Origin of the sequence: Kosakonia sp. ML.JS2a (genome assembly GCF_025642095.1) — a bacterium.
Taxonomy (GTDB): Bacteria; Pseudomonadota; Gammaproteobacteria; order Enterobacterales; family Enterobacteriaceae.
On the sequence record NZ_CP106754.1, the window covers coordinates 1744551 to 1771283 of the forward strand.

24 protein-coding genes are annotated in these 26733 nt (G+C 55.5%); 16 read left to right on the top strand and 8 right to left on the bottom strand.

The features are described from left to right. Positions 1–234: 234 nt before the first annotated feature. The 3 genes from N7922_RS08385 to N7922_RS08395 all read right to left on the bottom strand — a co-directional run bounded on the left by N7922_RS08385 (position 235) and on the right by N7922_RS08395 (position 3541). Positions 235–936 carry a phosphatase PAP2 family protein gene (locus N7922_RS08385; RefSeq protein WP_263100080.1) on the bottom strand — a complete coding sequence of 234 codons (702 nt, stop codon included), beginning with the start codon at positions 934–936 and terminating at the stop codon, positions 235–237. Positions 937–979: 43 nt separating this feature from the next. Beyond that, positions 980–1957 (bottom strand): CobW family GTP-binding protein, encoded by a 978-nt coding sequence (locus tag N7922_RS08390; RefSeq protein WP_263100081.1) that lies wholly within the window; start codon positions 1955–1957, stop codon positions 980–982. Positions 1958–2074: 117 nt separating this feature from the next. Beyond that, a complete protein-coding gene (locus N7922_RS08395; protein WP_263100082.1) occupies positions 2075–3541 on the bottom strand; it encodes a mannitol dehydrogenase family protein in 1467 nt (488 codons plus the stop codon). Positions 3542–3745: 204 nt separating this feature from the next. Between N7922_RS08395 and uxuA the strand changes: the two genes are divergently transcribed. Continuing rightward, positions 3746–4936 (top strand): mannonate dehydratase, encoded by a 1191-nt coding sequence (gene uxuA, locus N7922_RS08400; RefSeq protein WP_263100083.1) that lies wholly within the window; start codon positions 3746–3748, stop codon positions 4934–4936. Between the two features lie 78 nt (positions 4937–5014). On the opposite strand, the gene yeiP is transcribed toward uxuA, so the two are convergent. Further along, the gene (gene yeiP / locus N7922_RS08405) at positions 5015–5587 is read right to left on the bottom strand and encodes an elongation factor P-like protein YeiP (protein WP_061493982.1); all 573 of its coding nucleotides are present in this window, start codon (positions 5585–5587) and stop codon (positions 5015–5017) included. Between the two features lie 165 nt (positions 5588–5752). Here yeiP and N7922_RS08410 point away from each other — a divergent pair, with 165 nt between their 5' ends. Beyond that, complete coding sequence (locus N7922_RS08410; protein WP_263100084.1) at positions 5753–6007, top strand: YkgJ family cysteine cluster protein; 255 nt, start codon at positions 5753–5755, stop codon at positions 6005–6007. Here the strand turns inward: N7922_RS08410 and setB are convergent. Then, positions 6004–7185, bottom strand: coding sequence for a sugar efflux transporter SetB (gene setB / locus N7922_RS08415; protein WP_263100085.1), 1182 nt, complete (start codon positions 7183–7185; stop codon positions 6004–6006). The genes N7922_RS08410 and setB overlap by 4 nt on opposite strands. Positions 7186–7551: 366 nt before the next feature. Here setB and fruB point away from each other — a divergent pair, with 366 nt between their 5' ends. From fruB to fruA, 3 genes are read left to right on the top strand one after another with little or no spacing between them, the layout of a single operon-like run. Continuing rightward, a complete protein-coding gene (gene fruB, locus N7922_RS08420; protein ID WP_263100086.1) occupies positions 7552–8682 on the top strand; it encodes a fused PTS fructose transporter subunit IIA/HPr protein in 1131 nt (376 codons plus the stop codon). Next, positions 8683–9621: a 1-phosphofructokinase gene (gene fruK, locus N7922_RS08425; RefSeq protein WP_061493985.1), complete on the top strand. Its 939-nt coding sequence runs from the start codon at positions 8683–8685 to the stop codon at positions 9619–9621. It begins immediately after the preceding gene. A gap of 16 nt (positions 9622–9637) precedes the next feature. After that, complete coding sequence (gene fruA, locus N7922_RS08430) at positions 9638–11329, top strand: PTS fructose transporter subunit IIBC (RefSeq protein WP_263100087.1); 1692 nt, start codon at positions 9638–9640, stop codon at positions 11327–11329. Positions 11330–11380: 51 nt separating this feature from the next. On the opposite strand, the gene nfo is transcribed toward fruA, so the two are convergent. After that, on the bottom strand, positions 11381–12238 hold the full coding sequence (gene nfo, locus N7922_RS08435; RefSeq protein ID WP_263100088.1) for a deoxyribonuclease IV: 858 nt from the start codon (positions 12236–12238) through the stop codon (positions 11381–11383). A 70-nt stretch (positions 12239–12308) separates the two neighbouring features. Further along, a complete protein-coding gene (locus tag N7922_RS08440; RefSeq protein WP_263100089.1) occupies positions 12309–13358 on the bottom strand; it encodes a YeiH family putative sulfate export transporter in 1050 nt (349 codons plus the stop codon). 103 nt (positions 13359–13461) lie between these two features. On the opposite strand from N7922_RS08440, the gene yieE reads away from it, so the two are divergent. From yieE to cirA, 7 genes are all read left to right on the top strand, one after another. After that, the gene (gene yieE, locus N7922_RS08445) at positions 13462–14328 is read left to right on the top strand and encodes a DNA-binding transcriptional regulator YeiE (protein WP_263100090.1); all 867 of its coding nucleotides are present in this window, start codon (positions 13462–13464) and stop codon (positions 14326–14328) included. A gap of 176 nt (positions 14329–14504) precedes the next feature. After that, the gene (locus N7922_RS08450) at positions 14505–15290 is read left to right on the top strand and encodes a transporter substrate-binding domain-containing protein (protein ID WP_061499851.1); all 786 of its coding nucleotides are present in this window, start codon (positions 14505–14507) and stop codon (positions 15288–15290) included. A 4-nt stretch (positions 15291–15294) separates the two neighbouring features. Further along, the gene (locus tag N7922_RS08455) at positions 15295–15960 is read left to right on the top strand and encodes an amino acid ABC transporter permease (protein ID WP_263100091.1); all 666 of its coding nucleotides are present in this window, start codon (positions 15295–15297) and stop codon (positions 15958–15960) included. Then, on the top strand, positions 15960–16616 hold the full coding sequence (locus N7922_RS08460; RefSeq protein ID WP_263100092.1) for an amino acid ABC transporter permease: 657 nt from the start codon (positions 15960–15962) through the stop codon (positions 16614–16616). The genes N7922_RS08455 and N7922_RS08460 overlap by 1 nt, the downstream gene beginning before the upstream one ends. Next, positions 16597–17334, top strand: a complete 738-nt coding sequence (locus N7922_RS08465; protein ID WP_263100093.1) for an amino acid ABC transporter ATP-binding protein — start codon at positions 16597–16599, stop codon at positions 17332–17334. Before N7922_RS08460 ends, N7922_RS08465 begins: the two co-directional genes overlap by 20 nt. Before the next feature lie 181 nt (positions 17335–17515). Next, a complete protein-coding gene (locus N7922_RS08470) occupies positions 17516–18985 on the top strand; it encodes an amino acid permease (RefSeq protein WP_263100095.1) in 1470 nt (489 codons plus the stop codon). A gap of 271 nt (positions 18986–19256) precedes the next feature. Then, entirely contained in the window at positions 19257–21239 is a 1983-nt protein-coding gene (gene cirA / locus N7922_RS08475) for a catecholate siderophore receptor CirA (RefSeq protein ID WP_263100096.1), read from the top strand. A 38-nt stretch (positions 21240–21277) separates the two neighbouring features. Here the strand turns inward: cirA and fghA are convergent, their stop codons facing one another. Continuing rightward, entirely contained in the window at positions 21278–22114 is an 837-nt protein-coding gene (gene fghA / locus N7922_RS08480; RefSeq protein WP_263100098.1) for an S-formylglutathione hydrolase, read from the bottom strand. A gap of 147 nt (positions 22115–22261) precedes the next feature. On the opposite strand from fghA, the gene N7922_RS08485 reads away from it, so the two are divergent. From N7922_RS08485 to galS, 4 genes are all read left to right on the top strand, one after another. Then, the gene (locus N7922_RS08485; RefSeq protein ID WP_263100099.1) at positions 22262–23410 is read left to right on the top strand and encodes an MFS transporter; all 1149 of its coding nucleotides are present in this window, start codon (positions 22262–22264) and stop codon (positions 23408–23410) included. A gap of 104 nt (positions 23411–23514) precedes the next feature. Then, on the top strand, positions 23515–24183 hold the full coding sequence (folE, locus tag N7922_RS08490; protein ID WP_061493997.1) for a GTP cyclohydrolase I FolE: 669 nt from the start codon (positions 23515–23517) through the stop codon (positions 24181–24183). A 19-nt stretch (positions 24184–24202) separates the two neighbouring features. Continuing rightward, entirely contained in the window at positions 24203–25363 is a 1161-nt protein-coding gene (gene yeiB, locus N7922_RS08495; protein ID WP_263100100.1) for a DUF418 domain-containing protein YeiB, read from the top strand. A gap of 155 nt (positions 25364–25518) precedes the next feature. Continuing rightward, entirely contained in the window at positions 25519–26544 is a 1026-nt protein-coding gene (gene galS / locus N7922_RS08500) for an HTH-type transcriptional regulator GalS (protein WP_263100102.1), read from the top strand. Positions 26545–26733: the final 189 nt, after the last annotated feature.

Genomic DNA, 26733 nt, shown 5'->3' on the forward strand with positions numbered 1-26733 from the left:
TCCCGGCATTGCGAGCGCTTTTCCGCGTTTTTTTATAAGAAATTATGATACAGAAAGTGAATATTCAGGATTGGTCACAAAACCGGCAATTTAGTTTAAATAGCGTACAAATTGCTCTTTTATAGGCAGATTGTTATGACGCGAAAATGACAAAATTAGGAAAGCGCCGGGAATTTGCATCAGGGATCGAAAACGATCCCTAATGAATGGGGCAAAACAATGTTGTTTACTTGTTTAAATATTGTTATTTCCGGGCAAATAACGATCAAAGCATTGAATAATTTTATCGCTAAGCGGCGTCATCAAACACCATGGCAACCCAATCAGCACTGACGACAGCGAACCCACCGCAATATCAGTAAACCAGTGAGCGCCGATCATTACGCGCGGGAAGGCGAAAACCACAACAATAATCAGGGCAATGCCAAAGGCTTTCTTACCGAAATAACGCAGCATAACGGCGGAAAAAATAAGCAACATCATGCCGTGATCGCCGGGAAAACTGTCTTTTGAGGCATCTTTGGTCGGGAAGTCGAGCAGATCGCTGACCCGATAAATATCCGTAAAGAAGAGCGACGGGCTTTCACGTTGCACGGGCATCAGCAACTGTGCCAGCTGGTTTAATACCACCGCAATCAGCAACATGGTCAGGCCAATCATCACAACCCGACGACGGCCGCTGCGATCTCCCCGCAGCCAGAAGGTCAGCATCAGGCAGCCCATGGCGAGTAGTGAGCAGGCATCAAAAGCGCGGTTGTTGGTCAGCGCAACAAACCATAAATAGGCACGGTTTTCAGCCAGGCCGCGGTTGAAAAAATGGAAAATGGTTGAGTCCAGCGGGAACCAGAAACCATGATTTACGGGCAGATACCAGGAAAAAAAGAGCGCCAGACCGGCGACGTTAAGCAGCAAAATCAAGGAATAACGAGTTTTCATCTTCACAGCATTTTCAATTAACACAGACGCAACGTTAGTGTTGTTAACTTAAACGAAGCTTCAACAGAGTGGACTGAAGCGCGTTCCAGTCGGCTTCAGAGGCGGTAATCAGCTCGATTCGACTATCCGGCGGCGCGGCCTGTTGGGTTTCGATATGCAAATCCTGCCCCTGGCGGTTAACCCGCAACAGGCCTTCAGGAATGCGCAGTACGCCTTTAACGCGTTCGACAGGCGCAAGCCGCGCCCATTCCAGCAAACCAACGGTATCAAACACGGTATCGGCATCGAAAATCCAGCCGCAGGCATGGTGGCCCTGGCCGCTGTTCAGGTTGCGACGCCAGCGCTGATGCGCCGGTAAGCTCAACGCAGCCAGCCCTTTATTTACCGCATGGGAATGGTCATGCGCGGCACTGGTTGGCAGTTCACGCAGGTTACGGCGTGGCAGATCGAGCAACGCCCCGTCGATGGCACCCTGCGTGGCGGTAACCTGTAAACGGTCGCCGCCGAACGTTTGCCACCAGCTTTCCAGTGCGCGCTGGCTCTGCGACGTGGCGCGATCCTGCTTATTCGCGACAATAATGTCGGCTGCAGCCAGCTGATCGCGGAAATTTTCATTGTTGACTGCTTTCTCATCCAGCAACTGGCGCGGATCGAGCAGGCACAACGTCGCACGAAGGTCGATCCACGGCTCGTAAACCGGGGCATTAAGCATGTCGAGGATCTGTTTGGGGTGACCGAGTCCGGTAGGTTCAATCAGCAAACGATCGGGTTTGCCCTGGCGCAGCAGCGTATTCAGCCCGACCTGCATAGGCAGGCCGTTGACGCAGCACATGCAGCCGCCGGGGATCTCTTTGAGCAGCGCACCGCTGTCTGCCAGCAAAGCGCCATCAATACCGACTTCGCCAAATTCATTCACCAGCACTGCCCATTTTTCCTGCGGATCTTTGTTGGCCAGTAAATGCAGTATCGACGTGGTTTTACCACTGCCAAGGAAGCCGGTAATGAGGTTGGTTTTTGTCACGGAAACTCCCTGGATCAACAAAATTGCATGTTGAAGGGATCCTGGCGAAAAAAAAAGAAAAAGAGAAGGGCGCGGGCGATGTAAAGCACATATCGCCCGCAGTAATAGCAGTAAATGTTAAGTATTGAGCACGGATTTCACTGCGCCATGCGCGCCGTTGGCGGCGATGTTGCGCCATGCGTCGGTAATGGCATCGACAAATACCGGGTTTTGCGGCAGGTCAGTGCCAAAGATTTCTTGCAGCGTGAGCAATGCGGTGACGCGTTCCGCTTCACTGCTGGTGTCGACGATGGCGCGAATTTTATCCACCAGTGGGTCGCGAACATCAATCATGTTACCAGCATCATCAACGCCGCTGACATAACGCATCCAGCCTGCTATCCCCAACGCCAACAGTGGCCAGTGGCTTTCCCGTTGTAAATGCACGCGAATGCCGTCCAGCATACGTTGCGGCAGCTTCTGGCTTCCATCCATGGCGATTTGCCAGGTACGGTGTTGTAACGCCGGGTTAGCGAAACGCGCGATCAGGCTGTCGGCGTAGGCGGTGAGATCAACCCCGGTTATCCGCAGTGTTGGCGCCTGTTCCTCAAGCATCAACCGGCGCGCAGCACTGCGAAACGCGCTGTCCAGCATACAATCATTAATATGGGCAAACCCGGCAAGATAGCCAAGATACGCCAGGAATGAATGACTGCCGTTAAGCATACGTAATTTCATCTGTTCCCAGGGTTGTACATCCTGGACTAGCTGCGCGCCCGCCGCTTCCCACTCCGGCCGCCCGGCCACGAAATTATCTTCAATGACCCACTGAATAAAGGGTTCGCAACTGATTGCGCAGGGATCCTCAACGCCCAGTATTGCACTGATTTCTGCCAGCGATGCTTCCGTCGCCGCCGGTACAATTCGGTCTACCATGGTTGCCGGGAAGCTCACGTGTTCCGCGATCCACTGCGCCAGTTCCGGCGAACGGGCCTGCGCCATACCCAGCACGGCATTTTTCACCACGTGACCATTATCAGGAATATTGTCACAAGAGAGGACGGTAAACGGCCCCAACCCACGCTGGCGACGGCGGTGCAGGGCTTCAACCAGAATGCCTGGTGCAGAGTGCGGTTCGTCGGGATGTTGCAGGTCATGTTCAATGCGCGGCTGGCGCAAATCCAGCTTGCCGCTGGCAGGGTCGATACAATAGCCTTTTTCGGTGATCGTCAGTGAAACAATGGCGACCTGCGGTTCACAAAACTTTTCAATAATTGCCGCCAGCGAATCGAGTTTTGCATTCAGGCATTCGCTCACCGCGCCCACAATAATCGGTTGGTTACCGTCCGCGCCTTTTTCCAGCACCGTATACAGATGATCCTGCGCGCGCAGTTGCGTCATCAACACATCACCGCTAAACAAGCTGATTTCACAGATGCCCCAGTCACCGCCCCGGGCATTCAGCACACGGTTGGTTAACAGCGCCTGATGCGCGCGGTGAAATGCGCCAAAACCGAAGTGCACAATACGCGAACGCAGCTTCGTACGATCATACTGAGGTTGCTGAACGGCTGCGGGAAGCGTTATCGAGGCAATTGTCTTCATCTATATACACCTGATTAACCAATAATTAACAATGAGCAGTGTAAAGTTATATGACAGCAAAAAGAATTGGTATGCCGTAATTATCCGGGGAATGTGAGCTGGATCAATCATTGCTGCGGGAGAGTTTGACCCTCCTGATTAAACATGTATGGTAGTCGTCATGCGGTTATGTGTATTGGTATAACAACTTTAGAGGGTAAGGCGATGGAACAAACCTGGCGTTGGTATGGACCGAACGATCCGGTATCTCTTGATGACGTGCGTCAGGCGGGCGCGACAGGCGTAGTCACTGCGCTGCACCATATCCCTAACGGCCAGGTCTGGCCGGTGGAGGAGATCAAAGCGCGTCAGGCGCTGCTGGCAGAGAAAGGGCTGGTCTGGTCAGTCGTGGAAAGTATCCCGGTACACGAGGATATTAAAACCCATACCGGGCAGTACGACACCTGGATTGCCCATTATCAGCAGAGCATCCGTAACCTGGCGGCCTGCGGTATTGATACCGTGTGCTACAACTTTATGCCGATCCTCGACTGGACGCGTACCGACCTGGAATATCAACTGCCGGACGGCTCCAAAGCGCTACGTTTTGATCAGATTGCGTTTGCCGCTTTTGAAATGCATATCCTGAAGCGTAAAGGCGCAGAAGCGGATTACAGCGACGAAGAGCAGCGCCAGGCGCAGGCCTACTTTAACGCGATGAGCGAAGCGGAAGTGGAAAAACTGACGCGTAACATCATCGCGGGTTTGCCGGGGGCGGAAGAGGGCTATACGCTGGCGCAGTTCCACGCGCGTCTGGCTGAATACGACGGTATTGATAAAGCGCAGTTACGTGAAAATATGGCGTATTTCCTGCGGGCTATTGTCCCTGTGGCACAGGAAGTGGGCGTCCGCATGGCGGTGCACCCGGATGATCCGCCGCGTCCGATCCTCGGCCTGCCGCGCATTGTTTCCACGATCGAAGATATGCAGTGGCTGAAAGACGCGGTCAACAGCATCAACAACGGCTTTACCATGTGCACAGGCTCATACGGCGTGCGCGCGGATAACGACCTGGTGCGGATGATCGAGACGTTTGGCGATCGCATTCACTTTACGCATCTGCGTTCAACCTGCCGTGAAGACAACCCGAAAACCTTCCATGAAGCGGCGCATTTGCAGGGCGATGTGGATATGGTGTCGGTTGTTGCCGCGATCTTGAGTGAAGAGCAGCGTCGTAAGAAAGCGGGCGATCTGCGTCCTATTCCGTTCCGTCCGGATCACGGTCACCAAATGCTTGACGATCTGCGTAAGAAAACGAATCCGGGTTACTCGGCGATTGGCCGTCTGAAAGGGATGGCGGAAGTGCGCGGTGTTGAACTGGCGCTGAAGAAAACCCTGTTCCGCGATTTGCTGTAAGCATTCCTGGCGGCAAACGCCGTCAGCAGGTAAAAGAAAAAGCCACTTCATTGAAGTGGCTTTTTACTGCGTTGCTTATCAGTCGGCGCGGCCCATATAGCGGCGCTCTTCGATATGGATACGGATTTTCTCACCCGTGGTCAGGTATTCCGGAACCTGTACCACCAGGCCTGTGTTCAGCGTGGCGGGTTTGGTACGGGAGCTGGCAGATGCGCCTTTAATACCCGGAGCCGTTTCAACGATTTCCAGATCGACAGTTTGCGGCAGTTCAAGCGCCAGCAACTGGCCATCCCACAGCAGAACCTGCATATCCGGCATGCCGCCTTCCGGAATAAACTGCAACTCTTCTTCAATCTGATCTTTGTTGAAGGTATACGGGGTATAGTCTTCTTTATCCATAAACACGTATTCGTTGCCGTCAACATACGAGAAGTCGACAAAACGACGGTTCAGGGTCACGGTATCAAGGATATCGTCGCCTTTAAAACGCTCTTCTACTTTCAGCCCGGTACGGACATCAGAGAAGCGCATTTTGTACAGCGTTGCTGCGCCGCGGGCGCTGGGTGACTGAATATCAATATCTTTTACAATCAGCAGCTTGCCATTGTAATTCAGCACCATACCTTTTTTTATTTCGTTCGCTCTTGGCATTGCAAGGGTCCTGTAAAATGAAAATCACGAAAATATCGCGACAAAGTACTCGCGAGGGCCTTTTCAGGCAAGTGGAATTGGCGAGTTTTGCATTCCATCAGTAAAAGATGGTAGCGTGCGCCTGTTCGCGCCACTCCGACGCGTAATAAATGAAAGAGAGCCATTATGGAATGCCGCCCGGACTGCGGAGCTTGCTGTACTGCCCCGTCCATCAGTAGCCCGATCCCCGGCATGCCCAACGGCAAACCGGCCAACACCCCGTGCGTGCAACTCGACGCGCAACAGCGCTGTAAAATCTTTGGCTCGCCGCTGCGCCCGAAAGTGTGCTCAGGTCTGCAACCTGGCCGTGAGATGTGTGGGCAGAGTCGTGCTGACGCCATGATTTATCTGCTCGATCTGGAACACCAGACCGCGCCTTAAACGTCTTTGATTCGCGCCAGGCACACCTGTGTCAACAGGGCCATCGCCAGCGCAATCCAGAACACTGCATGATAACTCCAGATTTCCGCCACCACGCCCGCCAGTGAACCGGCGATGATCCAGCCTACGCGCGTAGTATTAGTATAAAGGGTCGTCGCAGAACCGGCCTGACCCGGCATTAAATCCTGGAAATAGAGCATGCCAATTCCGGCGAGAATGCCAATATAGATGGCGTTCAGCAACTGTAAAGCTAACAGGATGGCCGGGGTATGCACTGTCAGCATCCCGAGATAGAAACAGGTACCCGCCACGGCGCTGACACGCATCAAAAAGCGCTTGCCATAGCGTTTAGCGTAATAACCGGCAATCAGCATGGTGGGGATTTCCAGCCCGGCAGCGGTTCCCATCATCACCCCTGCCAGCTTCTCCGGGAGATGCAGCTCATCAATGATAAACAGCGGCATATTGATGATATAAAGGCTATTGGTGCCCCACATCAGGGTACAGATCACAAACAGCAGCAGCGCGTCACGACGATGCGTCCGCGGCGCTTCCAGCACTGCTGACGTTGGCTGCGGAACTTTACGCATACTGGGCAGGAACAGCCACACCATCGCCGCACAGGCAATGAACGCGACAGCAGCGCATAAATACATCACCGTAAAACCAAATCCCATCGCCAGCGCGTACGCCAGCGGCGGGCCAATCACCCACGCCAGCGATACCTGCGCACGCAAAATGGAGCTGAACATCACCGCTTCCCGCCCGGTGTTATCCGCATGTTCCCGCGCCAGGGCGAACATCTGTGGGTTAGCCGTGGAACCAAAGCTGCTCAGAAAGACGCCCACAAACAGCAGGATAAAGTAATTGCGATTCCAGGCGAACAGCCCGCAGGCCAGCACGCCGAGCAGGCAGCAGAAAACGATCAGTGTCTTGCGATCGCCTTTGCGGTCGGAGCGCCCGGCCAGGAACTGGCTGACCAGAATGCCAATCACTGCGCTGCCGGTGAAGAAGAACCCCACCATGGCCGGACGGACATGTACTTCATTGGTTAAAAACAGGCTGAGCGTTGGCGTTTGCAAGGCGCCGGCAATACCGGTCAGGAACGCGACAATCAAAAACGCCGTCGATGTGAAATCAAACGCGCCGGGCCGGGCGGCGGCGGGGGAGTTTTGCATTTTACTCTGAGATCCAATTGGCAGACGCGGAGTGTACGCCGCTACGGGATAAAAACACAGATCCTAAGGTGCGATTACCGTGAAAAAGCAAACCGTTATTTCAACCGACGTTATTAAAGCTGACCGGTGCTGACGTTTACGTGCTGAAGGCAAAAACGGCTTCAGCAAATTTGCATCAGCCAACGGTGAAATGTGCTGTACCTCTAAATTTTGCAACGAAAATTCAGAGATTTCTTGATTGCTGAAGTAAAAAGGTGAAGACTCATTGAAACGTTTCAGCGTCATCGCGTAATGTCTGAACCAGGGCGGTGACGCATCATTTCTCAAGTTAGCTGAAACGATTCAATTTCAGCAGGAGAGGGTCACATGTTCCAGTTATCCGTTCAGGACATCCATCCCGGTCAGCAGGCCGGCAATAAGGAAGAGGCCATCCGCCAGATCGCGGCTGCGCTGGCAGAAGCAGGCAACGTTGCTGACGGCTACGTCAACGGCATGCTGGCGCGCGAGCAGCAAACTTCCACCTATTTAGGCAACGGCATCGCGATTCCACACGGCACCACGGATACCCGTGATCAGGTGCTGAAAACCGGAGTAAAAGTGTTCCAGTTCCCGCAGGGCATCCTGTGGAGCGAAGGACAGGTCGCGTATGTTGCTATCGGTATTGCCGCCAGTTCTGATGAACACCTGGGCCTGCTGCGTCAGCTGACACATGTGCTGAGCGATGATTCCGTGGCCGAACAGCTGCAATCTGCAACCACTGCTGAAGAGCTGCGTGCGCTGCTGATGGGTGAAAAACAGAGCGCTTCGCTGAAGCTGGATATTGAAACGCTGACCCTCGATGTCGTTGCCAGCGATCTGGTGACCCTGCAGGCGCTGAACGCCGCACGTCTGAAAGAAGCCGGTGCGGTAGACGCCGCGTATGTTACCCGCGCTATCAATGAACAACCGCTGAACCTTGGTCAGGGCATCTGGCTGAACGACAGTGCTGAAGGCAACCTGCTGAGCGCTGTTGCTGTAAGCCGCGCCGCTGCGCCGTTTGACGTGAATGGTGAGCAGGCTGCGGTGCTGGTCAGCGTTGCGATGGCAGACGAACAGCCGGTCGCGGTGCTGAAGCGCCTGAGCGATCTGCTGCTGAGCAAAAAAGCTGAACATCTGTTGAATGCTGACGCCGCGACGCTGCTGGCGCTGCTGACCAGTGATGATGCGATTGCCGACGATCTGCTGAGCGCAGAGTTTGTTGTCCGCAATGAGCACGGTCTGCATGCCCGTCCGGGCACCATGCTGGTGAACACCATCAAACAATTTAACAGTGAAATCACCGTTGCCAACCTGGACGGTACCGGGAAACCGGCCAATGGTCGCAGCCTGATGAAAGTGGTTGCACTGGGAGTGAAGAAAGGTCACCGCCTGCGTTTCACTGCACAAGGGGATGATGCTGAACAAGCGCTGAAAGCGATTGGCGAAGCGATTGCCGCAGGTTTGGGAGAGGGCGCATAAATGAGCAGACGTGTTGCTACCATTACGCTTAATCCGGCCTATGATCTGGTGGGGTATACCCCTGAAATTGAACGCGGTGAAGTGAACCTGGTCCGTACGACGGGCCTGCACGCCGCCGGTAAAGGCATCAACGTTGCGAAAGTGCTGAAAGATCTCGGCATCGACGTGACCGTTGGCGGTTTCCTTGGCAAAGATAACCAGGACGGATTCCAGCAGTTGTTCAGCGAGCTGGGCATTGCTAACCGTTTCCAGGTGGTGCAGGGGCGTACCCGCATCAACGTCAAGCTGACGGAAAAAGATGGCGAAGTCACCGACCTGAATTTCTCCGGTTTTGAAGTGACGCCGACCGACTGGGAACGTTTTGTTGCCGACTCGCTGACCTGGCTGGGTCAGTTCGATATGGTCTGCGTGAGCGGCAGTCTGCCGTCTGGCGTCAGCCCGGAAGCCTTTACCGACTGGATGACGCGCCTGCGTAGCCAGTGCCCATGCATTATTTTTGACAGCAGCCGCGAAGCGCTGGTGGCCGGTTTGAAAGCCGCGCCGTGGCTGGTGAAACCGAACCGCCGTGAGCTGGAAATCTGGGCGGGTCGCAAGTTGCCGGAATTGAAGGATGTCATTGAAGCCGCTCATGGGCTTCGCGAACAGGGTATCGCCCATGTGGTGATCTCTCTGGGAGCAGAAGGGGCGTTGTGGGTTAACGCTTCGGGCGAATGGATCGCCAAACCGCCGTCAATGGAAGTGGTAAGCACCGTTGGCGCAGGGGATTCGATGGTCGGTGGTCTGATTTATGGTCTGCTGATGCGTGAATCCAGTGAACATACGTTACGCCTGGCCACTGCTGTTGCTGCACTGGCGGTCAGTCAGAGTAACGTAGGTATTACCGATCGTACCCAGTTAGCCGCGATGATGGCGCGAGTTGACTTAAAACCCTTCAACTAACAGCAGGAGAGGCATAATGAAAACGCTGCTGATAATAGATTCCGAACTTGGGCAGGCTCGCGCTTATATGGCGAAGACCTTGCTGGGCGCGGCTGCGCAGAGCGCAAATCTGCAATTCATCGATAACCCTGGCGAAGCGGAACTGGCTATCGTTTTGGGCAGCCAGGTGCCGAATGACAGTGCACTGAGTGGGAAAAAAGTCTGGCTGGGCGATATTAATCGCGCAGTGGCGCACCCTGAGCTGTTCCTGAGCGAAGCGAAAAATCACGCGAAGCCCTACACAGCACCGGTGGCCGCTACTGCGGCGGCGACCAATGGTCCAAAACGCATTGTTGCTATTACTGCCTGTCCGACAGGGGTAGCGCACACCTTTATGGCGGCGGAAGCGATCGAAACCGAAGCGAAAAAACGCGGCTGGTGGGTGAAAGTGGAAACCCGTGGTTCCGTAGGTGCGGGCAACGCCATCACGCCGGAAGAAGTGGCGCAAGCCGATCTGGTGATTGTGGCGGCAGATATCGAAGTGGACCTGGCGAAATTCGCGGGTAAACCGATGTACCGCACCACTACCGGCCTGGCGCTGAAGAAAACAGTCCAGGAACTGGACAAAGCCGTAGCGGAAGCCAAAACGTTCCAACCGACCGGCAAAGCGCAGGCTGAAGCAACAGAAACTAAACAAGAGAGCGCTGGCGCATACCGCCATCTGCTGACGGGCGTCTCCTACATGCTGCCGATGGTGGTGGCGGGTGGTTTGTTGATTGCCCTCTCGTTCGCCTTTGGTATCACGGCGTTTAAAGAAGAAGGTACGCTGGCGGCTGCGCTGATGAAAATCGGTGGGGGTTCTGCATTCGCCCTGATGGTGCCGGTGCTGGCGGGTTACATCGCGTTCTCCATTGCTGACCGTCCGGGTCTGACGCCGGGTCTTATCGGCGGCATGCTGGCAGTGAGCACCGGTTCTGGCTTTATTGGCGGTATTATTGCCGGCTTCCTCGCAGGTTACATTGCGAAAGCCATCAGCAAAAACGTCAAGCTGCCGCCGAGTATGGAAGCGCTGAAACCGATTCTGATCATTCCGTTGTTCTCCAGCCTGATTGTCGGTCTGGCGATGATCTACCTGATCGGTACGCCGGTTGCGAAAATCCTCGCAGGTTTGACCTCCTGGCTGCAAACCATGGGCACGGCTAACGCAGTTCTGCTGGGCGCAATCCTCGGCGGTATGATGTGTACCGACATGGGCGGCCCGGTGAACAAAGCGGCGTACGCGTTTGGTGTCGGCCTGCTGAGTACCCAGACTTACGCACCGATGGCGGCGATTATGGCTGCCGGTATGGTGCCGCCGCTGGCAATGGGTCTGGCAACTCTGGTTGCACGCAACAAGTTCGACAAAGGTCAGCGTGAAGGTGGTAAAGCCGCACTGGTTCTCGGTCTGTGCTTTATCTCTGAAGGTGCGATTCCGTTTGCCGCCCGTGACCCGATGCGCGTTATCCCGTGCTGTATCGCCGGTGGTGCGCTGACAGGCGCTATCTCGATGGCGATTGGCGCGAAACTGATGGCACCGCACGGTGGTCTGTTCGTCCTGCTGATCCCGGGTGCGATTACCCCGGTGGTGGGCTACCTGCTCTCTATCGTTGCAGGTACGCTGCTGGCGGGTCTGGTGTATGCCTTCCTGAAACGTCCGGAAACAGAAGCAGTGGTCGCAAAAGCTGCGTAATACAGTGTCAGTACCAGGGATATCAGAAGGGCCGCATTTGCGGCCCTTTTTTTACGCTGCGGCGTCGGCGGTTTGTTGCGCTTTCAGCCAGGCGATCTCTTCTGCCCAGATATCCGGATTAATGGTTTCCAGAATCAGGGGAATACCGTCAAAACGGCTGTCTTGCATAATCCAGCGAAACGCATCGTGGCCGATATTGCCCTCGCCGAGCGAGTGATGGCGGTCAACACGACTGCCGAAGGTGCTTTTTGCATCATTCAGATGCATTCCACGCAGATAGTTGAAACCCACCACGCGGTCGAATTCAGCAAACGTCTCGGCGGTGGCTTTCGCAGTACGTAAATCATACCCGGCGGCAAAAGCATGGCAGGTATCAATGCAGACGCCAACGCGGGATTTGTCTTCCACGCCATCGATGATGGCTGCCAGATGTTCAAAGCGGAAGCCCAGATTGCTGCCCTGGCCTGCGGTGTTTTCGATCACGGCGGTGACACCTTCGGTTTGCGCCAGCGCGATGTTGATCGACTCGGCAATCCGCGCCAGACACGCCTCTTCCGGGATCTGCATCAGGTGGCTGCCAGGGTGGAAGTTCAGCAGCGTCAGCCCCAGTTGCTGGCAGCGCGTCAGCTCATCAATAAACGCGTCGCGGGATTTTTCCAGCGCATCAGCGACCGGGTGGCCAAGGTTTATCAGGTAGCTGTCGTGCGGCAGGATCTGACCCGGTTTGAAATGGTATTTTTCGCAGGCGGCTTTGAACTCATCAATGGTTTCTGTACTCAGCGGTGCAGCGCGCCACTGACGCTGATTCTTGGTAAAGAGCGCAAACGCGGTTGCGTCGATTTCGGCGGCGCGGATGGCGGCATTCGCCACTCCACCTGAGGCGCTCACGTGCGCACCAATGTATTTCATAAAAACTCCTTAAAACCCGCCAGGGGAAAGAAACCATCATAGCGGGTCTGCAGGAAAGGGATGTAGTGGTTTATGCCATCAGATGGTGAACAGCCAGGTTTATTGCGCCACCGCCAACGATTAACCAGATAAACAGCACCAGCCCCAATGCCAGCGGTTTCGCCCCGGCGTTTTTCAGTGCGCTGATGTGGGTGGTCAGCCCCAGCGCCGCCATCGCCATCGCCAACAGTAAGGTATCCAGTGTGTTTAGCGCCTGGATTAGCGCGGAGGGTAGCAGGTGAAATGAGTTAAAACAGGCGACAGCAACAAAGCCCAGCGCAAACCACGGGATCGTGAGTTTACTTTTCGCTTCGCCGGTGTGCGGGCTGAGTTGTTTAACGCGGGCTGCCAGCAGCAATAAAAAGGGGGCCAGCATCATAACCCGCAGCATTTTGGCGATCACCGCCGCATTTTCCGCTTCCGGGCTGATAGCATGTCCGGCGGCGACGACCTGAGCGACTTCGTGCACCGTGGAACCTATCCAGATCCCGTAAGTTTCCGGGCTGAACCAATGCGCCAGCAGGGGATAAAGCGCCGGGTAGATAAAGATCGCCAGCGTCCCGAATATCACCACCGTGGCGACGGCAACCGTCACTTTGCTGGACTCGGCCTTCACCACCGGTTCCGTTGCCAGCACGGCCGCTGCGCCGCAAATACTGCTGCCCGCGCCAATAAGCCAACGGGTTTTTTTATCCAGCCCGAAGAGGCGTTGCCCCAGCACGCAGGCCAGCAAAAAGGTGCCGGACAGCGTCAGCACATCGATGACGATCCCGCTGACGCCGACCTCTGCGATTTGCGAAAAGGTCAGACGGAAGCCATAAAGAATAATACCCAACCGCAGCAGATGCTGCTTGGCGAACAACACGCCGCTATCGCATGAACGATGCAGGTGAGGGTAAAGCGTATTGCCCACGACCATGCCGAGCAGGATCGCCAGTGTCAGTGCACTGAAACCGATGCCGGCAATCGCCGGAAAGTGACCGAGCCAGAGAGCCGCACCGGTGATAAGCATGCTGAGCAGCAGTCCGGGCGCGAAGCGCCATGCAGGATGGCGCGCAGTGTGTAGTGTGATTTCTGTCATAACCTTCTCCTTTCAATAGCGAAAAGGGTACGGCGGACTGGTTTAAAGGTAAAATTGATTATATATTTATAATCAATCTTTATAAGTGGTAAGTGACCTCTCTATGCATATTACTTTGCGTCAGCTTGAAGTCTTTGCTGAAGTGCTGAAAAGCGGCTCCACCACCCAGGCTTCACAGCGGCTGGCGCTCTCCCAGTCGGCGGTAAGCGCAGCGCTCACCGACCTGGAAGGCCAGTTGGGCGTGCAGTTATTCGATCGTGTCGGTAAACGACTGGTGGTCAATGAGCATGGTCGGCTGCTCTATCCCAAAGCGCTGGCGGCGCTGGAGCAGGCAACGGAAATAGAGCAACTCTTTCGTGAAGACAATGGCGCGCTGCGCGTGTTTGCCAGTAGCACCATTGGCAATTACATTCTGCCTGAAGTGATTGCCCGCTACCGTCGGGATTTTCCTGAGTTACCGCTGGAGCTGAGCGTAGGCAACAGTCAGGATGTGATCAATGCCGTGGCGGATTTTCGCGTGGACATCGGCCTGATTGAAGGGCCGTGCCACACCGCGGAAATCATTGCTGAACCCTGGCTTGAGGATGAGCTGGTGGTATTCGCTCCCCCTTCCGCACCGCTGTTGCAGAGCGAGGTCACGCTGGAGCGACTGGCCGCAGCGCCGTGGATCCTGCGTGAACGTGGCTCCGGCACCCGCGAAATTGTCGACTATTTACTGCTGTCGCATTTGCCACAGTTTCATCTCGGCATGGAGCTGGGCAATTCTGAAGCCATTAAGCACGCGGTTCGCCACGGTCTTGGCATCAGTTGTCTCTCCCGTCGGGTTATTGCTGAACAGCTGGACACTGGCACGCTGGTGGAAGTCCCGATCCCGCTACCCCGCCTGGTGCGCACCTTGTGGCGCATTCATCACCGGCAAAAACACCTTTCCAGTGCGCTGAACCGCTTTATTCGCTACTGCGCCATCTGATTGCACCATCATCATGCGTCTGCACCGTTTCAGGGAGCGGACGCAGCGATGAAACTATCGATTCACCCTGAAACTCCACGAATAACGCGTGCTGAGCGCGATATATCGCGTTGGCACATTAGTTGCAGAAAGTGATTCAAAGAATCTTTTGTTTCATGAGCGATGAGGTGTTGACGATGAAAAAGTGGATGATGGCGGCAGCCGGTGCGGCATTAATGATGACTTGCGCCGGGCAGGCGCTGGCGGATCAGTTGCAGGATATTCAGAAACGCGGTGTGTTGCGCGTTGCCGTACCCCAGGATTTTCCGCCGTTTGGCTCGGTGGGCACGGATCTGAAACCCCAGGGTTACGACATTGATATGGCGGAATACCTGGCGAAGGGCATGAAAGTAAAACTGCAACTGGTGCCGGTCACCAGCGCTAACCGCGTTCCCTACCTGCAAACGAACAAAGTCGATCTGGTTATCTCAAGTCTTGGGAAAAACGCCGAACGTGAAAAAGTGATCGACTTCAGCCGGGCGTACGCACCGTTCTTCCTCGGGGTATTTGGTCCGAAGGAGGCCACATTGCCTGATGCGAAAGCATTGAGCGGCAAATCCATCGGCGTTACCCGTGGCGCGGTTGAAGATATGGTATTGACCGATATCGCCCCGAAAGACGCGGACGTGAAACGCTACGAAGACAACAACACCACGCTGTCGGCATACATGTCCGGGCAGGTGCAGTACCTCGCCACCGGGAACGTGGTCGTTGCCGCTATCGCGCGTCAGAACCCACAAAAAGCCCCGGTCAGCCAGTTTATGCTGAAAGACTCGCCGTGCTACATCGGGCTGATGAAAAACGAACCGGCGCTGAAAGCTGAAGTCGATAAGCTGGTGGATCAGGCGCTGAAAGATGGCTCACTGAACACCCTGTCGCAGAAATGGATGCAGGCACCGTTACCGGCCAACTTCGGCGCATAAACGCATGACGACCTCGCTTGATTTCGCTGCGCTCTGGCCTTTCTGGCCGGAGCTGCTGGCCGGATTGTGGACCACCCTGACGCTCACCGCGCTGGCGACGGTAGGCGGTGTGTCGCTGGGGATTGTCGGCGCGGCCCTGCGCAGTGGAAAACCCGGCCTGCTGAGCACGCTATGGGGCGCGTATGTGGAGTTGATCCGCAATACGCCGTTTGTGGTGCAACTGTTCTTTATTGTGTTTGGCTTGCCCAGCCTTGGGGTGAAACTGACCGCCGGGGAAGCGGCGCTGATCGCCATGCTGGTTAACCTCGGCGCGTATAGCACGGAGATTATTCGCGCCGGGATCCAGGTCACGCCGAAAGGGCAGTGGGAAGCAGCGCGTGTGCTGGGGCTGAACAAATCCCAGACATTTTTGCGGGTGATCCTGCCGCCCTCCCTGAAACGCATTTACCCGGCGCTGGTCAGCCAGTGCATTATCGTGATGCTCGGTTCGTCGGTGGTCTCGCAAGTCTCTTATGAAGAGCTGACTTTTATGGCCAACCTGATCCAGTCGCGCACGTTTTTAAGTTTTGAAGTCTATTTCGTCACCACATTGCTGTATCTGGCGCTTTCGTTGCTGATGCGCCAGGTGTTGCTGGCGATTGGCCGTAAATGGTTAGGGAGCGAGGGCTGATGAGTACCTTTACCGACTGGGATATTCTGCGCAATCTGCTACTGGCGGCGCGCTGGACGGTGCTGCTGTCGCTGATTGCGTTTCTGTGCGGCACGCTGGTCACGCTGCCACTGCTGGTACTACGCATTAGCCGCTGGGGTTGGCCAAAACGCCTGATCAGCGGTTATGCCGCGCTGTTTCAGGGCACGCCGTTGCTGATGCAGTTGTTCCTTGCTTTTTTCGGTCTGGCGCTGTTCGGTATCGACGTAAGCGCATGGACCGCCGCTACGCTGGCGCTCACGTTGTTTACCAGCGCGTTTTTGCTTGATATCTGGTACGGCAGTATCAAAGCCCTGCCGAAAGGGCAGTGGGAAGCTTGCCGCTGCCTGGGTTTAAGCTTCGGGCAGACGTTATTTCGCGTGGTTGCGCCGCAGGCCATCCGCATTGCCATTGCGCCCACGGTGGGCTTTTCCGTGCAGGTGATCAAGGGTACGGCGCTGGCATCTATCATCGGCTTTGTTGAGTTAACCAAAGCCGGAACGATGCTGAATAACGTGACCTTCGCCCCGTTTAAAGTCTTTGGCCTGGTTGCGCTGGGCTACTTCCTGCTGTGTTATCCGCTGTCGCGCTACAGCCGTTATCTGGAGAAAAAATTCCATGCCGCTCATCACCATTAATGATGTTCAGAAATATTATGGCGACAACCACGTATTAAAAGGCGTAAGCCTGGATATCGAAATGGGCGAAGTGGTGTCGATTATTGGCCGCAGCGGCTCTGGCAAAAGCACATTATTACGTTGTATGAATGGGCTGGAAGGTTACCAGGATGGCAGCATTAAGCTCGGCGGTATGACGGTCACCGACAGAGAATCTCAGGCGCGGGAAATCAGCCGTTCTGTGGGCATGGTGTTTCAAAGCTTCAACCTGTTTCCGCATATGACCGCGCTGGAGAATGTGATGCTGGCGCCGCGCCGGGTATTGAAAATGCCTGCCGATGAGTGCCGTAAGCTGGCCACTGAAATGCTGGAAAAAGTGGGGCTGGGCGAGCGTATTGATTACTACCCGGCGAACCTCTCGGGCGGGCAACAGCAGCGTGTGGCGATTGCCCGTGCATTGGCGATGAAACCGAAGGTTTTGCTGTGCGATGAAATTACCTCTGCGCTGGATCCGGAACTGGTCGGCGAGGTACTGCGCGTGCTCGAGCAGCTTGCTGCCGAAGGGATGACGCTGATCCTCGTCACGCATGAAATGAATTTCGCCCGTGAAGTGGGCGACCGCGTGGTGTTTATGCATCAGGGCAAAGTCTGGGAGCAGGGGGAGAGTAAGTCCTTCTTTACGCAACCCCGTACGCCGGAACTGCAACAGTTTATCGCCTCGGTTCGTGGTCTGAATTGATCCCCCGCTCCCGCAGCCCTGCGGGAGCGTATTTACACCTTCGTAACATCATCCATTCACTGCTTTACTTATAATTCGCTGCCTATCATGAAGGTCTCTAATAACAGACGTTTTATGCCAGAAGGGCCGCGTTTCGTTTGCTACAATCGCGCCTCATTTTTTGGATGGATAGCTTTTTCTTATGGTTTCCGAAACAAAAACCACACAAGCGCCCACGCTACGTCGTGAACTGAAGGCGCGTCACCTGACGATGATCGCGATTGGCGGTTCAATCGGTACAGGGTTGTTTGTCGCATCCGGGGCGACCATTTCTTCAGCGGGCCCGGGTGGCGCGCTGTTCTCCTATATTCTTATTGGTTTGATGGTTTACTTCCTGATGACCAGCCTTGGCGAACTCGCCGCGTTTATGCCGGTCTCCGGCTCATTCTCGACCTACGGTCAGAAGTATGTAGAAGAAGGCTTTGGCTTCGCGCTGGGCTGGAACTACTGGTACAACTGGGCGGTGACCATCGCCGTTGACCTGGTGGCATCGCAACTGGTGATGACCTGGTGGTTCCCGGACACGCCAGGCTGGATCTGGAGTGCGCTGTTCCTGGCGGTGATTTTCCTGCTGAACTACATCTCCGTAAAAGGGTTTGGTGAAGCGGAATACTGGTTCTCGCTGATTAAAGTGGCGACGGTGATTATCTTTATCATCGTTGGCGTGATGATGATTGTCGGTATTTTCCAGGGGGAAAAACCGGCAGGCTGGAGTAACTGGGCCATTGGCGATGCGCCGTTTGCTGGCGGTTTATCGGCGATGATTGGCGTGGCGATGATTGTCGGCTTCTCCTTCCAGGGGACGGAACTGATTGGTATCGCAGCGGGTGAATCGGAAGATCCGGAAAAGAATATTCCGCGCGCGGTGCGTCAGGTGTTCTGGCGTATCCTGCTGTTTTATGTGTTTGCGATCCTGATCATCAGCCTGATTATTCCTTACACCGACCCGAGCCTGCTGCGCAATGATGTGAAAGATATCAGCGTGAGCCCGTTCACCCTGGTGTTCGAGCATGCGGGCCTGCTCTCTGCGGCGGCGGTGATGAATGCGGTGATCCTGACGGCGGTACTGTCGGCGGGTAACTCCGGCATGTATGCCTCCACGCGTATGCTTTACACGCTGGCCTGTGACGGCAAAGCGCCGCGCATCTTCGCCAAACTGTCGAAAGGCGGTGTGCCGCGTAATGCGCTGTATGCCACCACGGTGATTGCTGCGTTGTGCTTCCTGACCTCGATGTTCGGTAATCAGACGGTGTACCTGTGGTTGCTCAATACCTCCGGTATGACTGGTTTTATCGCCTGGCTGGGTATTGCCATCAGCCACTACCGTTTCCGTCGTGGTTACGTTGCGCAGGGCCATTCACTGGATAATCTGCCGTACCGCTCCGGTTTCTTCCCAATCGGGCCAATCTTCGCCTTCGTGTTGTGCCTGATCATCACCCTGGGGCAGAACTATCAGGCGTTTCTCGCCGATACCATTGACTGGGGAGCGGTCACCGCGACCTATATCGGTATTCCGCTGTTCCTGGTTATCTGGCTCGGTTACAAATTCTCTAAAGGCACCCGTTTCGTACGTTACAGCGAAATGGAGTTCCCGGAACGCTTTACCAAGTAAATTCACTCTTTAGCCCTCCGTCCGGAGGGCTTTTTTTTGCCTGCCTGTCTCGCCTGACGTTGTAACAATTTACATAACTTTGAATTTCTAAAATTGATAATAATTATCGTTTACATTAATGTAACTTACTGAATAACAAGGTATCAGCCTGCTTTTTCAGCGCCAGAATACCCCTGACACACCTCCGCCCCGTCAATGTAATGGGGCGCGGTTTATTGCATGTGAGCAGTATTTTTAGCAATTTTTTGTAGTTACCTCATGGAGTTACGGAATGTTTACCTTGAATCCTATCGTCCGGGGAGGCCTCTGCGCGTCCGCACTCTCCCTGGCGCTGCCAGCGATGGCGGCCGTAGAGAGTGGTGAAACGCTGGTGGTGACCGCGTCAGCCAGCGAACAGAACCTGAAAGATGCCCCCGCCAGTATCAGCGTCATTACGCAACAAGACCTCCAGCGTAAACCGGTGCAAAACCTGAAAGATGTGCTGAAAGAGGTGCCCGGCGTACAGCTCACCAATGAAGGGGATAACCGTAAAGGTGTCAGTTTGCGCGGTCTCGACAGCAGCTACACCTTGATCCTGATTGACGGCAAACGCGTCAACTCCCGCAATGCGGTATTCCGCCACAACGATTTCGACCTCAACTGGATCCCGGTGGAAGCGATTGAGCGTATTGAAGTGGTGCGTGGGCCGATGTCTTCTCTGTATGGTTCCGATGCTCTTGGCGGCGTGGTGAATATCATCACCAAAAAAATCGGCCAGAGCTGGACCGGCAGCGTGACCGCTGACAGCACTGTCCAGGAGCACCGGGATCGGGGCGATAGCTGGAATGGTCAGTTCTACACCAGCGGCCCGCTGATTGACGGTGTGCTGGGGCTGAAAGCATACGGCAGTGTGGCGAAGCGCGAGAAAGATCAGCAGCAACCTTCGCAGACCGATGCCAGCGGCCTTACGCCGCGCATGGAGGGCTTCACCAGCCGTGACGGCAACGTTGAGTTCGCCTGGACGCCGACGGCGGATCACGATTTTACCGCCGGTTATGGCTACGATCGCCAGGACCGGAATTCCGATTCGCTGAATAAAAATCGCCTCGACAGACAGAACTACTCACTGGCGCATAACGGCCGCTGGGGCGTCGGCAACAGTGAACTGAAATTCTACGGTGAGACGATCGACAATAAAAACCCAGGCAACAGCAGCCCGATCCGTTCACAAAACACCACCGTCGATGGCAAGTATGTGCTGCCGCTTGGCGTCATCAATCAGTTGGTCACCGTTGGCGGTGAGTGGCGGCACGACAAATTACAGGATCCGGTCAACCTGACAGGGGGAAGCAGTAGCGAAACCTCAACCAACCAGTACGCGCTGTTTGTGGAAGATGAGTGGCGTATTGCCGAGCCGCTGGCGCTCACTACCGGCGTGCGCATGGACGATCATGATACCTATGGCGATCACTGGAGCCCGCGTGCTTACCTGGTCTACAGCGCCACCGATACCGTCACGGTCAAAGGCGGCTGGGCGACGGCATTTAAGGCTCCATCACTGTTGCAGCTCAGCCCGGACTGGGCGACCAACTCTTGTCGTGGCAGTTGCCGCGTGGTGGGCAGCCCGGAACTGAAACCGGAAACCAGCGAAAGTTTTGAACTGGGCCTTTACTACAACGGCGAAGAGGGATGGCTGGAAGGGGTTCAGGGCAGCGTGACCGCCTTCCAGAATAACATCGAGGATATGATCAATATCAGTCGCACTGCCAGCCTGATTGAGGCGCCGGGTTACACCAACTTCGTTGGTTTTGAACGTAATGCTAACGGCAGACTGGTGCCGGTATTCCGTTACTACAACGTCAATAAAGCGCGGATCCAGGGGCTGGAAACCGAACTGAAAGTGCCGTTGGGCGACGCATGGAAAGTGACGCTGAACTACACCTATAACGATGGTCGCGACCTCAGCGGCGGCGGCAATAAACCGTTGCAGGATCTGCCGTATCACGCCGCCAATGGTACGCTGGACTGGCAAGCGACGCAGGACTGGTCGTTCTATCTTTCCGCAAACTATAGCGGTGAAAAACGTACCGTATCGCAGGGCATGACGCCTGGCGGTTATGTTATCTGGAACGTGGGCGGTGCCTGGCAGGCGAGCAAGAACGTGAAACTGCGCGCCGGTGTGCTGAACCTGGGTGATAAAGATCTGAACCGCGACGACTACAGCTTCAATGAAGAAGGCCGCCGCTACTTTATGGCCGTCGATTACCGCTTCTGACGGGCAAACCCGGCGGTGGGAAGCCGCCGGGGCTGGGATCACTTCAGCAGATACTGCGCATGGAAGCGCAGATGATCTTCAATAAACGACGCAATAAAGTAATAGCTGTGATCGTAACCGGACTGAATACGTAACGTCAGCGGCCAGGATTTTTGCCGCGCGGCTTCCGCCAGCCGTGCCGGTTGCAGTTGATCGGCGAGGAACTGATCGTTATCGCCCTGATCAATCAGCGTTGGGATGGCATCCGCCTCGCCACTTTCCAGCATCAGTACGCAACTGTCCCAGGCACGCCACTGTTCGCTGTCTTCCCCAAGGTAGGCCGCAAACGCTTTTTGCCCCCAGGGGACCTGCAACGGGTTAACGATAGGCGCAAAAGCAGAGACGCTGGTGTAACGACCGGGGTTTTTCAGCGCCATGATCAGTGCGCCGTGGCCACCCATAGAGTGACCGCTGATCGCATAACGTGAACTGACCTTAAATTCCGCAGCGATCAGCGCCGGCAGCTCATCTCGCAGATAGTCATACATCCGGTAATGTGCAGCCCAGGGCTGCTGCGTGGCGTTGAGGTAGAACCCGGCGCCTTTGCCTAAATCGTAGCTGTCGGCATCGGCCACCTCGTCGCCGCGCGGGCTGGTGTCCGGCATCACCAGCACAATGCCCAGCTCTGCTGCTACGCGTTGCGCACCCGCTTTGGTGGTGAAATTCTCATCATTGCAGGTCAGGCCGGAGAGCCAGTACAGGACGGGAGGCGCTGTCGCTGTACGTTGCGGCGGTAAAAAGATGCTAAAGGTCATCGTACAGTTGAGTACGGCGGAGTCGTGGCGCCAGCGCTGTTGCCAGCCTTCAAAACAGCGGTGCTCTTCGAGCAATTCCATGCAGGGCTCCTCAGTTAATTCGGGGTTAGGATGGGGGACATCCATAATAATACAGATTATTCATTGCCCTGTGAGTAACTTTCACTTCCGCATAAATGCTACATATTGCATCATAAACATAACTTTACTTTAACAAACGAGGTGCTCATGGCACGCAAAGTTGCGCTTTGCGGGTTTATTGTGCTGGTGGTGGCGATGGGAATCGGGCGTTTTGCCTTTACGCCGCAGGTGCCGTTAATGATTCGCGATGGCCAGCTCACATTGACCAGCGCCGGGCTGGTCGCCGCCATTAACTATCTCGGTTATCTGCTGGGTGCGTGGGATGCGATGCGCGCCCGGCATCATATTGAACTGCGCTTGTACGCTGGCATTAGCGGCGCGGTGGCGCTGACGTTCTTGTCATCGATTGCCGATAACGCGCTGCTGCACGGCGCGTTACGGCTGGTGATCGGCGCAATGAGCGGCTGGGCGATGGTGCTGATCGCCGCCTGGACTAACGATCGTCTGGCGCAGGCCGGGCGGCCGGGCTTGAGCGCCGCAGTGTTTGCCGGGCCGGGCGCGGGTATCGCATTGAGCGGTCTGCTGGCGGTGGCGATCCAGGCCAAAGGGCTGACGGCGGCGTCCGCATGGCAGGTCTATGGCGTGCTGGCGCTGTTACTGGTGACGTTTATCGCGCGTTATCTGCCGCGACCGGGTGAGTGGCACCGGCCTGGCGTAAAAGCGCAGCCGCTGCACCTGACGCCGGATCTCAAGCGTCTGGTATGGAGCTATAGCCTTGCCGGATTTGGTTATATTTTGCCAGCGACATTTCTTTCGCAAATGGCGGCGCTGCGTTTTCCTGGCAGTATATTCGCCCAGTTTGTCTGGCCGGTATTTGGCGCGGCGTCGGTGGTGGGGATTACGTTAAGCATCTTGCTGCGCCATGTGGGCCACAGCCATCAACGTCTGGCGATCGTCCTGTGGTTACAGGGGGCGGGCGTGCTGGCGGCATGGCTGCTGCCTGGGATGAGCGGTCTGGTCACTGGCGCGCTGCTGGTGGGCGGCGGTTTTCTCTGTGCGGTACAGTTGTCGCTGTTGTACGGACGGGAACTCGCCCCCGATCACACCCGCTATATGGCCGGGTTGCTGACCACCGGTTATGCGTTGGGGCAACTGGTGGGGCCGATGACGTCGGCGCTCTCGACCTGGCTGACGCAACGCCTTGAACCGGCACTTGGGGTGGCGGCGTTAGCCCTGCTGATTGGCGGTGTTTTGGTGTGGAAACCGACGCCCAGAAAGCCGGCGGAATTTCAATAATTATCGGCGTCAGGACTGGATTATGTGCGCGACCTCACGCACAATGATCGTTCACTTCGCCTGCGCTAAAGGCGAAGCACGCCACACCTGCAGGAGAATAAAAAATGTCATCACTCAGTAAAGAAGCGGCTCTCGTCCATGAGGCTTTAGTCGCCCGCGGCCTGGAAACACCGCTGCGTCCGCCGGTCCGTGAAACGGACAACGAAACCCGCAAGCGCCTGATTGCCGGCCATATGACCGAGATTATGCAACTGCTTAACCTCGATCTGAATGATGACAGCCTGATGGAAACGCCGCATCGCATTGCCAAAATGTATGTCGATGAGATCTTCTCCGGCCTTGATTACGCCAACTTCCCGAAGATCACCGTGATTGAAAACAAAATGAAAGTGGATGAGATGGTCACGGTACGCGATATTACGCTGACCAGCACCTGCGAGCACCACTTCGTGACCATCGACGGGAAAGCGACCGTTGCGTATATCCCGAAAGAGTCGGTGATTGGTTTATCAAAAATTAACCGCATTGTGCAGTTCTTTGCCCAGCGTCCGCAGGTGCAGGAACGCTTAACGCAGCAGATCCTCACGGCGCTGCAAACCCTGCTTGGCACCAATAATGTGGCGGTATCCATTGATGCTGTGCATTATTGTGTGAAAGCGCGCGGCATTCGCGATGCCACCAGCGCCACCACCACCACCTCTCTGGGCGGTTTGTTCAAATCGAGCCAGAATACCCGCCAGGAGTTCCTGCGCGCTGTACGCCACCATAACTGATTATCGGGGAGCCGGAGACATGGAACGGAATGTCACGCTGGATTTTGTTCGTGGCATCGCCATTCTTGGGATCCTGCTTCTGAATATCACCGCTTTTGGGTTACCAAAGGCGGCCTATACCAACCCTGCCTGGTATGGCGAGATCACGCAACGTGACGCCTGGACCTGGGCGTTGCTCGATCTCTTCGCGCAGGTAAAATTCCTTTCGCTATTTGCCCTCTTATTTGGCGCGGGTTTGCAAATGCTGCTGCCGCGCGGTAAACGTTGGATCCAGTCGCGGCTGACCTTGCTGGTCTTGCTGGGCTTTATTCACGCTCTCTTTTTCTGGGATGGCGATATTCTTCTGGCTTACGGGCTGGTGGGGTTGATTGCCTGGCGCATGGTGCGTGATGCGCAAAGCGTGAAGACGATGTTCAATACCGGCGTTGTGCTCTATCTGATGGGCATCGTGGTGCTGCTGTTGCTGGGCGGTATTTCCGGCAGTGAACCAAACCGCTCCTGGTTGCCGGATGCGGCGAACCTGCAATATGAAGTCTGGTGGAAAACCAGCGGCAGCATGATAGAAGCGATCAGCAACCGGGCGGACATGTTATCCAATGCGTTGCTGGCGCTCGGCGCGCAGTATGGCTGGCAACTGGCGGGATTGATGCTGCTGGGGGCAGCGCTGATGCGTAGCGGTTGGCTGAAAGGGCAATTCAGCCTGCGGCATTACCGGCGCGTTGGCGGGCTGCTGATTACGCTGGGTATGCTGATTAACCTGCCTGCGATTGTCGCGCAGTGGCAGCTTGGCTGGTCATATCGCTGGTGCGCCTTTATTTTGCAGGCGCCGCGCGAACTGAGCGCACCGTTTCAGGCCATAGGTTATGCCGCGCTGGCGTATGGTTTCTGGCCGCAGATTGGCGCCAGCAAATGGGCCAATGCAATCGCCTGCGTTGGCCGCATGGCATTAAGCAACTACCTGCTGCAAACGGTGATTTGCATTACCTTGTTTAATCACTTCGGCTTATTTATGAAGTTCGACCGTCTCCAGTTGCTGGCTTTTGTTCCGCCGGTATGGGCTGCCAACATTCTGTTTTCTCTCTTCTGGCTCAAGCATTTTCGTCAGGGGCCGATGGAGTGGTTGTGGCGGCAATTCACCGCACGTGCTGCGGGGACAGCATTGGCACGAACATCCAGATAACGATCTGGATCACAATCGTTAACAAAACGGATGTAACCGTTTCCATTCATGTGATGTCACTCACGCAGCAATCTCCCGCCGACTGACAGAATAGCCTCCTTACTTAACCCAGGGGGTGACTGTGAACTGCCGCAATCCAGTAAAGGTGAGTAAAAATGATCACCATTCGTGACGTTGCCCGTCAGGCGGGCGTCTCTGTCGCGACGGTTTCCCGCGTGCTGAATAACAGCGCGCTGGTAAGCCAGGATACGCGTGAAACGGTGATGAAGGCGGTCGCTCAGCTTGGCTATCGCCCGAATGCCAACGCGCAGGCGCTGGCCACGCAGGTCAGCGATACCATCGGCGTGGTGGTGATGGATGTGTCCGACGCCTTCTTCGGCGCACTGGTGAAGGCGGTGGACACCGTGGCCCAGCAACATCAAAAGTATGTGCTGATTGGCAACAGTTACCACGAGGCGGAAAAAGAGCGTCACTCCATTGAGGTTCTGATTCGCCAGCGCTGTAACGCATTGATTGTTCATTCGAAAGCGTTAAGTGATGAAGAGCTGATTGGCTTTATGGATCAGGTGCCGGGCATGGTGTTGATCAACCGTCTGGTGCCGGGTTACGCCCATCGCTGCGTCTGTCTGGATAATATCAGCGGCGCGATGATGGCGACGCGTATGTTGCTCAACCATGGCCATCAGCGCATCGGCTATCTGGCTTCCAGTCACCATATTGAAGATAACGATTTGCGCCGCGAAGGCTGGTTCCGCGCCCTGGAAGAGCAGGGGATAGCTGCGCCGGATAGCTGGGTTGGCACCGGCTCGCCGGATATGCAGGGCGGAGAAGCGGCGATGGTTGAACTGCTGGGGCGCAATTTGCAGCTCACGGCGGTGTTTGCCTACAACGACAGCATGGCCGCCGGGGCGCTGACTGCGCTGAAAGATAACGGCATTGCGGTGCCACAGCATTTGTCATTGATTGGTTTCGATGATATCCCGATTGCGCGCTACACCGACCCACAGCTGACTACCGTGCGCTATCCGGTGGCGTCGATGGCACGTCTGGCGACCGAGCTGGCGCTGCTGGGGGCCGCAGGAAAGCTGGATCCGCAGGAATCTCACTGCTTTATGCCCACGCTGGTGCGCCGCCATTCGGTGACCGGCCGACAAACTGTGGCTTCGATCACTAACTTATAATGTTCGTGGATGTAACCGTTTTCAATCTGTGAGTAAATTCACAGTATCTTAACAAGGCGCTGACTATGATGTCAGCGTCTTAGAAGCTGAAACACGATGTAACGGTGATTATTCACTTTAACAGCGCATAGCCGCGCAGATACATCGAAGAAAGCGAATTTCTGGAGCGTTACCGTACACGGACGAATG

Excerpts from the sequence above, each read along its gene's own strand:
- N7922_RS08440 (WP_263100089.1), bottom strand. The coding sequence starts at position 13,358 with ATGACAGAAATCACACTACACACTGCGCGCCATCCTGCATGGCGCTTC.
- fruA (WP_263100087.1), top strand. The coding sequence starts at position 9,638 with ATGAAAACGCTGCTGATAATAGATTCCGAACTTGGGCAGGCTCGCGCT.
- N7922_RS08385 (WP_263100080.1), bottom strand. The coding sequence starts at position 936 with ATGAAAACTCGTTATTCCTTGATTTTGCTGCTTAACGTCGCCGGTCTG.
- yieE (WP_263100090.1), top strand. The coding sequence starts at position 13,462 with ATGCATATTACTTTGCGTCAGCTTGAAGTCTTTGCTGAAGTGCTGAAA.
- N7922_RS08450 (WP_061499851.1), top strand. The coding sequence starts at position 14,505 with ATGAAAAAGTGGATGATGGCGGCAGCCGGTGCGGCATTAATGATGACT.
- N7922_RS08395 (WP_263100082.1), bottom strand. The coding sequence starts at position 3,541 with ATGAAGACAATTGCCTCGATAACGCTTCCCGCAGCCGTTCAGCAACCT.
- yeiP (WP_061493982.1), bottom strand. The coding sequence starts at position 5,587 with ATGCCAAGAGCGAACGAAATAAAAAAAGGTATGGTGCTGAATTACAAT.
- setB (WP_263100085.1), bottom strand. The coding sequence starts at position 7,185 with ATGCAAAACTCCCCCGCCGCCGCCCGGCCCGGCGCGTTTGATTTCACA.
- fghA (WP_263100098.1), bottom strand. The coding sequence starts at position 22,114 with ATGGAATTGCTCGAAGAGCACCGCTGTTTTGAAGGCTGGCAACAGCGC.
- N7922_RS08485 (WP_263100099.1), top strand. The coding sequence starts at position 22,262 with ATGGCACGCAAAGTTGCGCTTTGCGGGTTTATTGTGCTGGTGGTGGCG.
- uxuA (WP_263100083.1), top strand. The coding sequence starts at position 3,746 with ATGGAACAAACCTGGCGTTGGTATGGACCGAACGATCCGGTATCTCTT.
- N7922_RS08410 (WP_263100084.1), top strand. The coding sequence starts at position 5,753 with ATGGAATGCCGCCCGGACTGCGGAGCTTGCTGTACTGCCCCGTCCATC.
- N7922_RS08460 (WP_263100092.1), top strand. The coding sequence starts at position 15,960 with ATGAGTACCTTTACCGACTGGGATATTCTGCGCAATCTGCTACTGGCG.
- N7922_RS08465 (WP_263100093.1), top strand. The coding sequence starts at position 16,597 with ATGCCGCTCATCACCATTAATGATGTTCAGAAATATTATGGCGACAAC.
- fruK (WP_061493985.1), top strand. The coding sequence starts at position 8,683 with ATGAGCAGACGTGTTGCTACCATTACGCTTAATCCGGCCTATGATCTG.
- N7922_RS08470 (WP_263100095.1), top strand. The coding sequence starts at position 17,516 with ATGGTTTCCGAAACAAAAACCACACAAGCGCCCACGCTACGTCGTGAA.
- galS (WP_263100102.1), top strand. The coding sequence starts at position 25,519 with ATGATCACCATTCGTGACGTTGCCCGTCAGGCGGGCGTCTCTGTCGCG.
- N7922_RS08455 (WP_263100091.1), top strand. The coding sequence starts at position 15,295 with ATGACGACCTCGCTTGATTTCGCTGCGCTCTGGCCTTTCTGGCCGGAG.
- folE (WP_061493997.1), top strand. The coding sequence starts at position 23,515 with ATGTCATCACTCAGTAAAGAAGCGGCTCTCGTCCATGAGGCTTTAGTC.
- fruB (WP_263100086.1), top strand. The coding sequence starts at position 7,552 with ATGTTCCAGTTATCCGTTCAGGACATCCATCCCGGTCAGCAGGCCGGC.
- cirA (WP_263100096.1), top strand. The coding sequence starts at position 19,257 with ATGTTTACCTTGAATCCTATCGTCCGGGGAGGCCTCTGCGCGTCCGCA.
- yeiB (WP_263100100.1), top strand. The coding sequence starts at position 24,203 with ATGGAACGGAATGTCACGCTGGATTTTGTTCGTGGCATCGCCATTCTT.
- nfo (WP_263100088.1), bottom strand. The coding sequence starts at position 12,238 with ATGAAATACATTGGTGCGCACGTGAGCGCCTCAGGTGGAGTGGCGAAT.